The organism is Candidatus Dadabacteria bacterium (assembly GCA_009840385.1).
GTDB classification, from domain to species: domain Bacteria; phylum Desulfobacterota_D; class UBA1144; order Nemesobacterales; family Nemesobacteraceae; genus Nemesobacter; species Nemesobacter australis.
The window spans coordinates 100,837-113,977 of the sequence record VXNX01000009.1; the positions used below are offsets into that span (position 1 = coordinate 100,837).

The following is a 13,141-nucleotide window of genomic DNA, read 5'->3' on the forward strand; positions in this document are numbered from 1 at the left end:
CGGCGCCTTCATAATTATGGAAAATATAAATCTAGACAAATGTTCCGCTACAAAATGTGGATAAATCACGTGCTATAAAACGTATCATTAACAATCGGTTTGAAATGAAATTTTAACTGTGTTATTTTATCTTTTGGATATGTTTATCCGCGCGAAGATTGCGCATAGATAGAGGAATAATAAGGCATGTCAGCGAATATTTTTAAAAACCTTGTGCTTTGGGTGGCGATATTCGTCGGAGTGTTCGCGGTATACCAGTTCATGAACACCCCCGCAAACGTCTACTCGGAGGTATCCTACAGCAAGTTCCTTGAACACCTCGACAACGATAGGATAGCGAAGATAGAGTTCGGCGAAAACATAATAAGGGGAGAACTTAAAAACGCCGATCCCGCAGACCGCGGATTCACGACCACGGGTCCCGCGGGAGAAATGCTTATTGCCAAGCTTGAGGAAAGCGGCATAGAATTCAGCTTTTCCCACCGGAAGCAGAGTTCGCTTACCCAGATACTCATAAACTGGGGACCTCTTTTCATACTGGTCGCGCTCATGGTCTTTTTCATGAGACAGGTTCAGGCCGGGGGCACAAAGGCGATGAGTTTCGGGAAAAACCGCGCGAGGATGCTGGGCGAAGGCCAGAACAAGATCACCTTCAAGGACGTGGCCGGGGTTGAAGAAGCAAAAGAGGAAGTGAGCGAAATAGTGGAATTCCTCAAAAGTCCTGAAAAATTCACGCGCCTTGGGGGAAGAATACCCAGGGGGGTTCTGCTGGTCGGTCCCCCGGGAACGGGAAAAACCCTTCTGGCAAAAGCCATAGCCGGAGAAGCGGGAGTACCGTTTTTCATAATAAGCGGAAGCGACTTTGTGGAGATGTTCGTCGGAGTGGGAGCTTCGAGGGTAAGGGACCTGTTCATACAGGCCAAGAAAAACGCCCCCTGCATAATATTCGTTGACGAACTTGACGCCGTGGGAAGACACAGGGGAGCAGGACTCGGAGGAGGCCACGACGAAAGGGAGCAGACCCTTAATCAGCTTCTGGTCGAGATGGACGGCTTCGAAGGAAACGAGGGAATTATAGTCATGGCCGCCACTAACCGCCCGGACGTGCTCGACCCTGCCCTTCTCAGGCCGGGGAGGTTCGACCGCCAAGTTGTCGTTCCGAGGCCCGACGTCAGGGGAAGAGAAGCTATCCTGGTCGTTCATTCAAAAGACACCCCGATAGCCGAGGACGTAGACCTTTCGGTTATCGCGAGATCCACCCCCGGTTTTTCCGGAGCCGATCTTGAGAACCTGGTTAACGAATCGGTTCTTCACGCGGCCCGCCACGACAAGGAGCAGGTCTCCATAGAGGACTTTGAATACGCAAAAGACAAGGTGACCATGGGAGTTGAGAGAAAAAGCATGCTGATAAGCGAGAAAGAAAGGAAAATTACCGCCTATCACGAAGCCGGGCACGCGCTTGTGGCGAAACTCACTCCCGAGGCCGATCCCATACACAAAGTAACGATCATACCGAGAGGGATGGCCCTCGGGGTAACCCAGCAGCTGCCCCTCGAAGACAAGTACACCCTGTCGAGAAGCTATCTCGTTTCCACCATAAAGGTGCTTCTGGGAGGCAGGGCCGCGGAAGAACTGGTGTTCTCCGAGAGAACCAGCGGTGCGGCCAACGATCTTGAGAGAGTTACCGACATAGCTAGAAAAATGGTATGCGAATGGGGAATGAGTGAAGTCGTGGGCCCAGTAACTTTCGGCAAGGGAGAGCAACAGCCTTTTCTTGGCAGGGAAATCTCGAGAAAAAACGATTACAGCGAAGATACCGCGGTGCAGATAGACCAGGAAACAAGAAAGATCGTAAACGAAAGCTACAACGAGGTGCTGGGGCTCCTCAAAGACAATCTCGATATTCTGCATGAACTCTCTTCCCTGCTTCTTGAAAAAGAGGTAATAGACTCGGCGGAACTTGACGAACTGGTGTCAAAGATGCGAGAAGAGTTCAGACCGGAAGTGAAAAAGCCGTTTGATATAACAAGCAGGGTCTGATCCCCGTGGCTTTTTCCCACAGCGCCGCTGTCTTTCGGCCGCCTTCACCATAACCGGGAGTGAGAACCGTTTGCTAAAGCACTCAGTCCACAAAGCAAATCAGAACGCGTCGGGATCTCATTTTATAAAACTCGGTTCAAAAAAACTGGATCTGAGCAGAAAACCCCTCGTAATGGGAATCGTGAACGTGACGCCGGACTCTTTCTATGACGGCGGAAAGTACGACGATACCCGGAGCGCTATCCGCAGAATCGCCTCCCTTGTCAAAGACGGGGCCGATATCATCGATATAGGGGGAGAGTCCACGAAGCCGGGTTCGCTGGGAGTGAGCACGGAAGAGGAACTCGAGAGAGTCATACCCGTAATAGAAGCGGCTTCGCGGGAATTTGACACCGTGATATCGGTAGATACTACAAAGGCGATCGTCGCCGAGGAGGCTCTCAGTCGGGGAGCTTCGATGGTAAACGATATAAGCGGACTTAGATTTGAACCCCAAATCGCGCAGAAAGTATCGGAGAACGGGGCCGCCATCATACTAAACCACACAAGCTCCCGACCTGCGGACATGCAGAAAAAGACCTCCTACAGTTCACTTATTCCCGATATAGCAGACTCTCTTTCGAATTCAGCCCAAACGGCCATGGCGGCGGGAGTGCCGCGGGAGAACATAATAATTGACCCCGGAATCGGGTTTGGAAAAACCACCGAGCAGAACCTCGAGATCATAAGAAGGCTTGAGGATTTCTGCGAACTCGGGTTCCCGGTCTGCATAGGAACCTCGCGAAAATCCTTTATAGGGGAAATTCTGGGGAGCCCTCTTGCGGATCAAAGATTGATAGGATCCGTTTGTTCAGTAATAATATCAATGCTCAAAGGCATTTCTATCGTAAGAGTTCATGATGTACTTGAGACAACTCAAGCAATCAGGACGGTAAAAAGCATATATGGGGTCAACTAGCAGATGACAGACTCTACGATACAGAACTTTCGATTCTTCTCAGACAGCCTGGACATCCTGATCGTCGCCATAATATTCTTCTACATACTGAAGGCTATAGAGGGAACCAGAAGCTCGCAGATTCTGGTCGGACTCGTGGCAATGGTAGTTCTCTATTTCGCCTCGAGAAAATGGGGATTTTTCACGCTTAACTGGGTGCTCACCCACTTTCTCGGCTTCGTAATACTGATAGTAATCATCCTCTTCCAAGACGACATAAGAAGGGGTCTTGCGAACATAGGAAAGAAACCTCTTCTTTTCAGTTTTGCAAAACAGAGTGCGAACGAGACGGTGATAGAAGAAGTTGCGGACGCATGTTCTTTTCTCTCTTCAAACAAGATGGGGGCACTCATAGCCATCGAGAGGCAGGAAAGCCTCAGGATGTTCCCGGGAAGACCTATTAACGCCAGCTTATCAAGCGAGATGATCATAAGCATCTTCAATCCGGCATCCCCCCTTCACGACGGGGGAGTGATAATCAAAGACGACGTTATTGTTTCAGCCGGATCCTTTTTCCCGATCAGCACGGATCTTGAGCTTGGAACGGAACTCGGAACAAGGCACAGGGCCGCCATAGCGTTGTCCAGCGAGACTGACGCCGTCATAGTAGTCGTGTCCGAGGAGACGGGAAAAATTTCGCTCGCGGCGGGAGGAGAGCTTAAAAGAATCGCTAACGAGAAACTCCTCAGGCCAGCTCTGGTTTCTGAACTGAGCGCCGAGAGTCCGAGCATTGTAAAAACAACCCAACCGGGAAAAGCCTGATGGAGAAAAAACCCTTTTTTCAAGGTCTTGCCAAAAAGACAATAGCGGTGGCGCTGGCGGTAATCCTGTGGGCATTTACCAACTTCGAGCTCGACGTGGAAAGGGATCTCAGGGTTCCGCTGCACCTAAGCGGTCTGCCCGAGAGCCTTATTATTACAAACAAGCAACCCGATAGCGTTGACCTCTCCCTCAGGGGACCGAGAAACCTGCTGTCTTCCTTTGACTACTCGAACAAATCAATTCCCGTTGACCTGCAGAAAACAGAACAGGGCGTTCTCAAAATAGACTTGAAGCGAGCGGCATCGCAGGTAGTTCCAAGAGGAATCGATATAGTCGCGGCGAGACCTACGAAACTTTCCCTCAACATAGACAGGCTAGTAACGAAGAAATTCAAGGTAAAACCCGTGCTGGGAGAACTGGATTCCGGTTACGAGATATCAAAAGACATAAAGGTCGTCCCGGAATCCGTGGAGGTAAGAGGACCCGCTTCACAGCTTGCAACACTAGAGACCATAGAAACGGCGAAAATAAAGCTTGAAGGCGAAAAAGCCGAGTTCACGGCGCCGGCGCAGCTCCAGCTGCCCTCGCAATACATGGAAGTTCTCGAAGGCGATCATGTTAACGTAACGGTTCACATAAAAGAGATAATACTGACCAAAGAATTTCGAGATCTTGACATAGTCCCCCGTAATTTCGGGGAGCTCGAATACAGCACGAACTCAGAACTCAAGGCCACTTTGGTGTTCGACGGTCCGTACAAGACCATAAATAATCTTACGAGCAATGAGATCAAAGTTTTCATAGACGGTGCAGAGATGGGAGAGAGCAGGCAGAAGAGGCTCAGGGTAAAAGTGCAATATCCAAGTTCAACGAACCTGCTGAAACTTAAGAGCCTCTCTCCGAGAACTATCAGGGTTAGGGTCAAAGCGCCCCCTGTCGAAGAATCCCCCAAGACGTAAATCATGAATTCTTTATCCGAATTTCCCGAGAGAAAGATTTTTGGAACCGATGGAATAAGAGGGGTTACCAACACCTATCCGATGACGCCCGAGATATCGCTTGCCCTCGGAAAGGCGCTCACAAAATATCTGTCCGAGAAAACGGGCGGCAACGTGAAAATACTAGTCGGCAAGGACACCCGCCTTTCAGGTTACGTATTTGAGCAGGCGATAGCTTCCGGCATAACCTCCATGGGAGCCGACGTGCTGCTCGTGGGCCCCCTGCCCACTCCGGCGATAGCCTTTCTCACCTCGAACATGAGAGCCACGGCCGGCGTGGTCATATCCGCGTCCCACAATCCCTATACCGATAACGGAATAAAAATATTTGACTCCACGGGCTTTAAGCTCCCGGACGAAACGGAGATGGAGATAGAAAACATGGTTCTTGGAGGAGAGCGGATAATCCCCCCTCCCCTAACCGGAAAGGCGAAAAGAATCGAGGACGCGGTCGGACGTTACATAGTGTTTCTCAAAAACACTTTTCCCAAGGATCTCACGCTTGACGGATTGAGAGTCGTGGTCGACTGCGCCAATGGAGCCGCGTACAAGGTCGCGCCCATAATTTTTCAGGAACTCGGGGCGCAGGTAATAACAATCGGCACGGAACCGGACGGCACAAACATAAACGTCGACTGCGGAAGCCTCAAACCGGAGATACTTTCTCAAGAAGTCGTGCGAAGCGGCTCAGACATAGGGATAGCCCTTGACGGAGACGCCGACAGGGTCGTTTTCTGCGATGAAAACGGAAACGAGGTTGACGGAGACCACGTTCTCGCGATCTGCTCATCAGAAATGATGGAAGCAGGAATCCTGTCAACAGACACGGTGGTGGCTACGCAGATGAGCAACATGGCCCTTGAGAATTACCTGAACAAAAAGGGACTTAAGCTTGAAAGAACCCGCGTGGGAGACAGATACGTGGTAGAAGCCATGAGAAAGCTGGGGGCAAATCTGGGGGGTGAGAAATCGGGTCACCTGCTCTTTCTGGACCACTCAACCACGGGAGACGGTCTGCTCGCCTCGCTTCAGATTCTTAGCATAATGAAGAAAAAGGGGAAACCGCTCTCTGAGCTTGCCGGGATAATAGACATGTTCCCGCAAATACTCAACAGCTTGGAGATCAGGGAGAAAAAACCGTTTGAAGAGATCCCCGGACTTGTTGAACTCGTCAGGGAGTCGGAAGACATTCTCGGGGATAAAGGAAGAATCAACCTCAGGTATTCCGGAACTGAACTGCTCGCGCGCGTCATGGTGGAGGGAGAGAGCGAAACCCTGATAAACAGAATCGCCTCCCGCGTATCTTCCGTAATAAGTGAAAACATAGGAACGGGGAACCCGTAGATGAAGACCAAACTGAACGTAAACATTGACCACGTAGCCACCCTTAGACAGGCGAGGATGGGAAGTGAGCCGGATCCCGTGGCTGCCGCCATGGCGGCCGAACTTGCCGGAGCGAGCGGAATAGTGGTTCACCTGCGGGAAGACCGCCGGCACATTCAGGAAAGAGACCTTTCTCTGCTGAGACAAACGGTGCAAACCAAGCTTAACATGGAAATGGCCGTCACGGATGAAATGATCGACATTGCAAAAGAGACAGTCCCTGACGTCGTAACCCTAGTTCCCGAGAAAAGACAGGAAATAACAACTGAAGGAGGGCTTGACGTGCTCGGGGATACGCAGAGAATTGCCGCCGGTATCGAAAAGCTAAAAGACTCCGGACTGTTCGTAAGCGTATTCATAGATCCCGATCCCGACCAGATAGCGGCCTGCGCGCAGACGGACGCCGACATGGTCGAACTTCACACCGGAAGTTACGCAAACGCCCCTAACGAAACCGAAATGATGATGGAGCTTGATAAGATCAGGAAATCGACGGAGGATGCCCTCTCTCACCGGCTCAGGGTATCAGCCGGTCACGGACTCAACTACGTTAACGTGACGGCGGTTTCAAGAATCGACGGGGTTGAGGAACTTAACATCGGTCACAGCATAGTTTCACGGGCGGTTTTCTCGGGAATGGAAAAAGCCGTAAGAGATATGATTCAATTGTTATAGGATTCTTACTATAACAGAGCACAGGTACGAAAATATGGTTTCAGGCATAGGAATTGACATGGTTCGCAACAGTCGCATAGAGAACCTTATTGATAAATGGGGAGAGAAATTTCTTCGGAAAATCTTCACCGACGACGAACTTGCGCAGGGCGGCAACGGTAAAAACAGAAATATAAGCTACGCCGCCAACTACGCGGTTAAGGAGGCTTTTGTCAAGGCGCTTGGAACCGGGTTCAGACGGGGTATAAAGTTCCATAACATAACGGTCAAACGGAACGAACTTGGAAAACCCTTCATAGACCTTCGGGGAAGCACAAAAGAAATCGCCGAACAAAGGGGCCTAACCAAAATTCACACCACCATATCACACGACGGGGAATACTCCGTTGCCGTAGTTATACTTGAAGACTGATTCCTTCAATTCAAGTTTCCGGCCTGCCTGTTGGGGAAGCCAAAATGTTTGAAAATCTGAATAAACTCCGCCTCAAAGGGGTGGACAGCGTAAAACCGGGACTCAAAAGGATCACCTCGGTTCTGGAAGAACTGGGATCCCCCCACAGAAAAAAAGATTACGTCACCGTTGCCGGAACCAATGGCAAGGGCTCCGTGGCGGCCTGTATCGCGGCAATATTAGAAGCAACCGGTTACCGAGTCGGCCTGTTTACCTCCCCTCACCTGATCAACGTCACTGAAAGGATAGAGGTGAACGGAGAGGAAGTCTCCAAGGAGGAACTTGAAAAGACCCTCGGCACAGTTTTTACCGCTTGCGCGAAACTCCAAGTGCAGCTCAGTTACTTCGAGTTGCTCACCGTGGCCGCATTTCTCTATTTCAACCGTAAATCAATAGATATAGGCGTGCTTGAAGTGGGAATGGGCGGGAGATGGGACTCGACAAACGTATGCGACCATCTGGCAAGCGTTATAACGAACGTGTCTTTTGACCATACCGAATACCTGGGAAACACATTGAGGGAAATTGCCACGGAGAAAGCCGGAATAATTAAGAAAAACGGGCTTGTGGTAACCGGATGCACGGGCGAGGCCCTCTCCGTAGTCGAGCAGAGGTCCCGGGAAAACTCGGCGAGATGTCACAGAATCGGAGCGGAGTTCAATTACAGCGCAAAAGAGGACCTAAGCTTTGATTACATGGGATCGGAATGGAACCTCCCGGGGCTTAAAACCGCCCTTTCAGGCACGTACCAGATTGAAAACGCGGCAATATCAGTAGCAACGACCGAACTGCTGACAATGCACACCCGCTACAAAACAGATCCGGAAAAAGTAAGGAAGGCCCTCGCGGAAATCAGCTTAAGGGGGCGAATGGAATATTTGGACAGGGAAGTTCCCGTTATAATCGACGGCGCTCACAACGTCGCCGCGGGTGAGAATCTCGTCAAGTCACTTGAGGCTTGTCACCCTGGAACAAGATTCAACTTCCTGATAACGATGCTTGAGAACAAAGACATCGGAGGTTTCACCGAAACACTTTCTCGCATTTCAGGAAAACTGATCATAACGGAACTTGCCGGGGAAAGAAGGTACCTGGGAACGGAAAAGATCCTGGCGCTTACCCAGGGACGGTTCGACTCGGTCGAAACGGTAAAAGATCCATGGGAAGCATATGAAAAACTTCTCGGTTACGGAGAAGCGGCCTGCGTTTGTGGCTCCTTCTACCTCATAGGTTATCTTAAAGAGACAATTGAAAATGAAAAAGCTCTCAATAGTAAGTAACGACCTTTTCCTGGCTCACCAGAACCCTCCCGGACACCCGGAGTGTCCGGAAAGGCTTCTGAGCATCCTGGGGGCGCTTGAGAGTTCGGGTCTTCTCGCGAAAACGGTCCCCATGGAGACAAGACCCGCAACAGAGGAAGAAATCACCCTCACTCACAGCAAGCCCTATTTCGACATGGTTAAAGGCACTTCTGGAAAGGAATTCTCGCAACTGGATCCCGACACGTCGACGTGCGAGGTCTCGTTTGACGCGGCGCTCGCCGGCAGCGGGGGACTTATATGCTCGGTAAACGATATTCTCTCGGAGAAAATCGACACGGCCTTCGTACTTGCCCGACCTCCCGGACATCACGCGGAACACGACAGGGCGATGGGGTTCTGCCTGTTTAATCACGTTGCGGTCGCTGCGGCCCACCTGCTGGCCAACTGCGGTCTTGAAAGAGTCCTGATCATAGACTGGGACGTGCACCACGGAAACGGAACACAGCACATCTTCTACGAATCGGACAAAGTGCTCTTTTTTTCAGTGCACCAGTTCCCGTTTTACCCCGGCACCGGAAGCCTTAAGGAACTTGGATATAAGGGCGGGCTCGGATACACGCTTAACGTCCCCTGCCCCGCGATGCTTGGCGATGAAGACTACCTTAGAATATTTACGGAGATACTCGCGCCCGTGGCGGAGCAGTACGCCCCGGAATTCATTCTCATCTCTGCGGGCTTTGACGCCTATCAGGTCGACCCGCTGGGAGGAATGCTGCTTACCTCCGAGGGGTTCGCCAGACTTACAAGGTTCGTTATGCAACTTGCTGAAGAACACTGCCACGGAAATATCGCCTTTTTGCTCGAAGGTGGCTACAACACGGCGGAAATGGGACTGATCATGCGGTCTGTCATCGAGGAGATACTCGATCTTAAGGTGTCAGATACGGGTTTTGACCCTAAGCGGACGACCTGTGAACATACCGTCTCCGAGATCAGAAGAATTTATTCGAAATACTGGAATTTCTAGAAGAATTAGCAGAGCCTGGTGATATTTCAGGCAGAGATTCAGCTTTTTCTGTAGTCGCTTCCCTCGATGAAAAGCGGGGTGCACATCTCATAAAGCCTGGAAGCTATTCTCTCCCCCACCCTGTCCTCAAGTATTTCCGTTTTATTCCTGGATTTTTTGGGCAGAGACTCCCTAGCCACGTAATTGGTTGTAACAAGGGTTTTCTTTGAGGAGTTATAGCGCTTGGAGATGAGCTGATCGAGGATGTTCTGCTCCCATTCGGAACTTCTGCCTTTTCCCATCTCATCTATCACCAGGATCTCAGCGTCTATAAGCGGTCCTATTATCTCGTTTTCGGGAATTCCCTCGGAATAGGCCTTCCGCAGATCTCCAAGCAGAAAGAAAAAATCGGTAAACACGCATTCAACGGCCTTCTGAAGCGTAAGCTCCGCTATAACCCCTACGGCAAGGCGCGTCTTGGCGAGACCGGGTCCCCCCATGAGCAGAAAGCCTTTTTCCTCCGGGTATTTATCGACAAACGACTTCACGTAGGTCATCGCTTCATACTGGCTCGGGTCGCGAGGGTCTATATCGTCTGACTGCAGGACGCCTGCGTACTTTGATGGAATTTTCGCGTTGTTGTACCTTCTGATCTTAAGCCTTACCATCCCGCAGAGTCCGCAGCGCTCAAGATATCTGTAACCCCTTTCGTTCTCCAAAAACACCGTTCCCGACCCCCCGCAACTACTACATTCGGAAACGCAGTCACAAATCTGCGCACGGGCATACTGACCGTTCTCAGAGGAAATCATGTATCCCCTGCCGGAGCATCCTCGGCAACCGGTAGCTATATGTTTTCTGGTGGCCATATCACTTCATAGTGAAGACATTATTTATACCAAGGGTTTCACATACAATCTCATCTCTAAAGGCATTGAGGGTTCTTCCCTTCGCATCCTCGTCGTAGAGCTTTGCCTCGCTGGGAAGTCTGTTTCGTGCGGCGGCCGTTATCTGTTTCTGTCTCTCGACGGAAAGACCTCGGAAAACATCTTCAACGAAGTCCCGCCACAAAGAGTCGAACTCTTTGTATACGTTGGTGGAATCCAGACTGTCCGTCTCGCGAACTTTTCGTCTGAGTTCCTCGTATTTCCCCCTTATATCCTCTCTTTTTTCCTCGATTATGATCTTATCGAGCTTCTTCAGGATATTTTCTATTATACTGCTTTTGGCAAAAGCGGCGCTTCGCGGTTCCACTTGCCTTGATTCCGGTTCTGCCAACTGGATCTTAAGATACTCTTCAATCTCCTGTCTTATATTGAAAAGCCCTCTTGGATCCCGGGCCCCTCTCTGCCTTTTTTTCTCGAAACCGTAGGCTATGGCCTTAATCACCATCTCCTTTGAAACGGATCTTTCACCAAGCTCCCTTATAAAGCCGTAATCCCTGGCCGAGAGCATAAGGCCCTTTCCAGCAAGCCCGAGAAAATACCGCTCTATGTCTGCTATGTAGTTTCTCTCTTCGGACTTCATCTTCCCCCGGAAAAACACGCAGCCCCAACGTCTCCCACTACCCCATAATCTCGCGCATGGCCGACATCGTATCGGCGTAGTTCTCTGTCTTGTATATGCCCGAGCCCGTCACCACTATGTCCGCTCCGGCCTCGACCACTTCCCCTATATTCTCGAGATTTATCCCGCCGTCAGCTTCGATAAGCGGTTTCTTTCCATCCATTCCGTCAAGAAGAGACCTGAGATCCCTTATTTTCGACAGCATCTCGGGAATAAACTTCTGACCCCCGAACCCTGGCTCCACGGTCATTATCACTATCACGTCTATAAGCTCCATCAGCTTCTCCTCTATCACGCCGATGGGAGTCGCAGGGTTAAGAGCCACCCCCGTCATAACCCCTCTCCACCTGATGGATGAGAGCGCGCTGTAAAGAAGGTTGCAGGCCTCCATCTGGACGGTGACGATCTTCACGTAAGGAGCCCCGGCATCTATGAATTTCTCCGTGAATTTCTCGGGACTATCAATCATCAGATGTATATCCATCTGGGGCGGTGACTCCATCCGGGCAATCGCCTCCACTACGGGTATTCCTATGCTTATGTTCGGAACGAAATGCCCGTCCATAACGTCCACGTGTATGAGGTCGGCGCCCGCCTCGCAGACGGCATTTACCTCGTCTTCGAGGCGAAGGTAGTCGCACGACAGTATTGAAGGAGCCAAGAGTTTTTTCATTTAATTTTCTCCGCAGAGTTCAAGTGGGATTCCCTTGTATTTTACCCGATAGTAAACCCGCAGCCACAAGGCGACAGATTGTTGACAGAAAAACCAGAATAATTATATTACTTGGACTTTTGAGGTCACTTAATGCCCCCTAAAAACTTCATATTCACCTCAGAATCCGTAACGGAAGGCCATCCGGACAAGATTGCGGATCAGATATCAGACGCCATACTCGACGCCATGATCGAGCAGGACCCTGATAGCAGGGTCGCATGCGAAACACTGATCACAACCGGCCTCGTGGTGATCTCCGCCGAGATAACGACAAAAAGCCAGGTCGACGTACGGCAGGTTGCAAGAGACACGATAAGGGAGATCGGCTATACCGACAGCACGATGGGATTTGACGCGGACACCTGCTCTGTTGTCCTGACGATCGACAGGCAGTCCCCTGACATAGCGCGTGGAGTCAACAAAAAAGGGAGCAAGGGCAAGCAAGGGGCTGGTGACCAAGGACTCATGTTCGGCTACGCGTGCGATGAGACCGAAGAGTTCATGCCCTCCCCCATACTCTATGCCCATAAGCTGGCCAAGCGCCTTTCCGAGGTAAGAAAAAAGGGGGTTCTGCCGTTTTTAAGGCCGGACGGAAAAAGCCAGGTCACCTTCAGGTATGAAAACGGGGAGCCGGTGGGAGTGGACGCGGTAGTCATATCATCCCAGCACTCAAAGGACGTCTCGTATGCGGACCTTAAAAATGGAATCAGGCAAGAAGTAATAAATCACTGCATGAAGGACCTAATTTCGAAAGATACGAAAATTCACATAAACCCCACGGGGAAATTTGTAACCGGGGGTCCCGTGGCGGACACCGGCCTCACGGGAAGAAAGATCATAGTCGACACCTACGGCGGATGGTCAAGACACGGCGGCGGGGCGTTTTCTGGAAAGGATCCCTCCAAGGTCGACAGAAGCGCGGCCTATATGGCAAGGTACGTGGCGAAAAACATAGTCGCGGCCGGCGCGGCCTCGCGCTGCGAAGTGCAGCTCGCCTACGCCATAGGAGTCGCGGACCCGGTTTCGGTAATGATAGACACCTTTGGAACGGCCGTCGTGGCGGAAGAGAAGATCTCAGGTGCAGTAAAGGAGATTTTTGACGATCTTACTCCGGAGGGAATAATCTCGCAACTCAGACTCAAAAGACCTATTTACAAAAAGACCGCTTCTTACGGACATTTCGGGAGAAAGGAAAAAACTTTCTCGTGGGAGAAGACAGACAGAGCAGCCAAACTTAGAAAGGCACTGGGCCTGAGCAAGAAACATCCGCGCCGCGGACGGTGAAA

The 13,141-nt window shown here is 50.9% G+C and carries 13 protein-coding genes; 10 read left to right on the plus strand and 3 right to left on the minus strand.

Annotation, left to right across the window (positions count from 1 at the left end; translation table 11 throughout):
- Positions 1 to 186: 186 nt before the first annotated feature.
- The 9 genes from F4X55_03675 (at position 187) to F4X55_03715 (ending at position 9,595) form a co-directional block, all read left to right on the plus strand.
- The gene (locus F4X55_03675) at positions 187 to 2,040 is read left to right on the plus strand and encodes an ATP-dependent metallopeptidase FtsH/Yme1/Tma family protein (GenBank protein ID MYC40095.1); all 1,854 of its coding nucleotides are present in this window, start codon (positions 187 to 189) and stop codon (positions 2,038 to 2,040) included.
- Between the two features lie 172 nt (positions 2,041 to 2,212).
- Positions 2,213 to 2,998: a dihydropteroate synthase gene (folP, locus tag F4X55_03680; GenBank protein MYC40096.1), complete on the plus strand. Its 786-nt coding sequence runs from the start codon at positions 2,213 to 2,215 to the stop codon at positions 2,996 to 2,998.
- A gap of 3 nt (positions 2,999 to 3,001) precedes the next feature.
- On the plus strand, positions 3,002 to 3,799 hold the full coding sequence (locus F4X55_03685) for a TIGR00159 family protein (GenBank protein MYC40097.1): 798 nt from the start codon (positions 3,002 to 3,004) through the stop codon (positions 3,797 to 3,799).
- Complete coding sequence (locus F4X55_03690; GenBank protein MYC40098.1) at positions 3,799 to 4,758, plus strand: hypothetical protein; 960 nt, start codon at positions 3,799 to 3,801, stop codon at positions 4,756 to 4,758. The genes F4X55_03685 and F4X55_03690 overlap by 1 nt, the downstream gene beginning before the upstream one ends.
- A 3-nt stretch (positions 4,759 to 4,761) precedes the next feature.
- A complete protein-coding gene (locus F4X55_03695; protein MYC40099.1) occupies positions 4,762 to 6,141 on the plus strand; it encodes a phosphoglucosamine mutase in 1,380 nt (459 codons plus the stop codon).
- Entirely contained in the window at positions 6,142 to 6,855 is a 714-nt protein-coding gene (locus F4X55_03700; protein MYC40100.1) for a pyridoxine 5'-phosphate synthase, read from the plus strand.
- A 34-nt stretch (positions 6,856 to 6,889) separates the two neighbouring features.
- On the plus strand, positions 6,890 to 7,267 hold the full coding sequence (gene acpS, locus F4X55_03705; GenBank protein MYC40101.1) for a holo-[acyl-carrier-protein] synthase: 378 nt from the start codon (positions 6,890 to 6,892) through the stop codon (positions 7,265 to 7,267).
- 44 nt (positions 7,268 to 7,311) lie between these two features.
- Positions 7,312 to 8,586, plus strand: coding sequence for a bifunctional folylpolyglutamate synthase/dihydrofolate synthase (locus F4X55_03710; protein ID MYC40102.1), 1,275 nt, complete (start codon positions 7,312 to 7,314; stop codon positions 8,584 to 8,586).
- Positions 8,561 to 9,595: a histone deacetylase gene (locus F4X55_03715; protein MYC40103.1), complete on the plus strand. Its 1,035-nt coding sequence runs from the start codon at positions 8,561 to 8,563 to the stop codon at positions 9,593 to 9,595. Before F4X55_03710 ends, F4X55_03715 begins: the two co-directional genes overlap by 26 nt.
- Positions 9,596 to 9,633: 38 nt before the next feature.
- Here F4X55_03715 and F4X55_03720 read toward each other — a convergent pair whose 3' ends face one another.
- The 3 genes from F4X55_03720 to rpe are packed head-to-tail and all read right to left on the minus strand — an operon-like array spanning position 9,634 to position 11,813.
- Positions 9,634 to 10,443 (minus strand): hypothetical protein, encoded by an 810-nt coding sequence (locus F4X55_03720; protein MYC40104.1) that lies wholly within the window; start codon positions 10,441 to 10,443, stop codon positions 9,634 to 9,636.
- 1 nt (position 10,444) lies between these two features.
- Positions 10,445 to 11,101 carry a hypothetical protein gene (locus F4X55_03725; protein ID MYC40105.1) on the minus strand — a complete coding sequence of 219 codons (657 nt, stop codon included), beginning with the start codon at positions 11,099 to 11,101 and terminating at the stop codon, positions 10,445 to 10,447.
- Between the two features lie 37 nt (positions 11,102 to 11,138).
- The gene (gene rpe / locus F4X55_03730; GenBank protein MYC40106.1) at positions 11,139 to 11,813 is read right to left on the minus strand and encodes a ribulose-phosphate 3-epimerase; all 675 of its coding nucleotides are present in this window, start codon (positions 11,811 to 11,813) and stop codon (positions 11,139 to 11,141) included.
- A gap of 132 nt (positions 11,814 to 11,945) precedes the next feature.
- Between rpe and F4X55_03735 the strand changes: the two genes are divergently transcribed.
- Entirely contained in the window at positions 11,946 to 13,139 is a 1,194-nt protein-coding gene (locus F4X55_03735; GenBank protein MYC40107.1) for a methionine adenosyltransferase, read from the plus strand.
- Positions 13,140 to 13,141 lie beyond the last annotated feature (2 nt).

Coding starts and splice junctions, on each gene's coding strand:
- F4X55_03675 (MYC40095.1), top strand. CDS start 187: ATGTCAGCGAATATTTTTAAAAACCTTGTGCTTTGGGTGGCGATATTC.
- folP (MYC40096.1), top strand. CDS start 2,213: ATGGGAATCGTGAACGTGACGCCGGACTCTTTCTATGACGGCGGAAAG.
- F4X55_03685 (MYC40097.1), top strand. CDS start 3,002: ATGACAGACTCTACGATACAGAACTTTCGATTCTTCTCAGACAGCCTG.
- F4X55_03690 (MYC40098.1), top strand. CDS start 3,799: ATGGAGAAAAAACCCTTTTTTCAAGGTCTTGCCAAAAAGACAATAGCG.
- F4X55_03695 (MYC40099.1), top strand. CDS start 4,762: ATGAATTCTTTATCCGAATTTCCCGAGAGAAAGATTTTTGGAACCGAT.
- F4X55_03700 (MYC40100.1), top strand. CDS start 6,142: ATGAAGACCAAACTGAACGTAAACATTGACCACGTAGCCACCCTTAGA.
- acpS (MYC40101.1), top strand. CDS start 6,890: ATGGTTTCAGGCATAGGAATTGACATGGTTCGCAACAGTCGCATAGAG.
- F4X55_03710 (MYC40102.1), top strand. CDS start 7,312: ATGTTTGAAAATCTGAATAAACTCCGCCTCAAAGGGGTGGACAGCGTA.
- F4X55_03715 (MYC40103.1), top strand. CDS start 8,561: ATGAAAAAGCTCTCAATAGTAAGTAACGACCTTTTCCTGGCTCACCAG.
- F4X55_03720 (MYC40104.1), bottom strand. CDS start 10,443: ATGGCCACCAGAAAACATATAGCTACCGGTTGCCGAGGATGCTCCGGC.
- F4X55_03725 (MYC40105.1), bottom strand. CDS start 11,101: ATGAAGTCCGAAGAGAGAAACTACATAGCAGACATAGAGCGGTATTTT.
- rpe (MYC40106.1), bottom strand. CDS start 11,813: ATGAAAAAACTCTTGGCTCCTTCAATACTGTCGTGCGACTACCTTCGC.
- F4X55_03735 (MYC40107.1), top strand. CDS start 11,946: ATGCCCCCTAAAAACTTCATATTCACCTCAGAATCCGTAACGGAAGGC.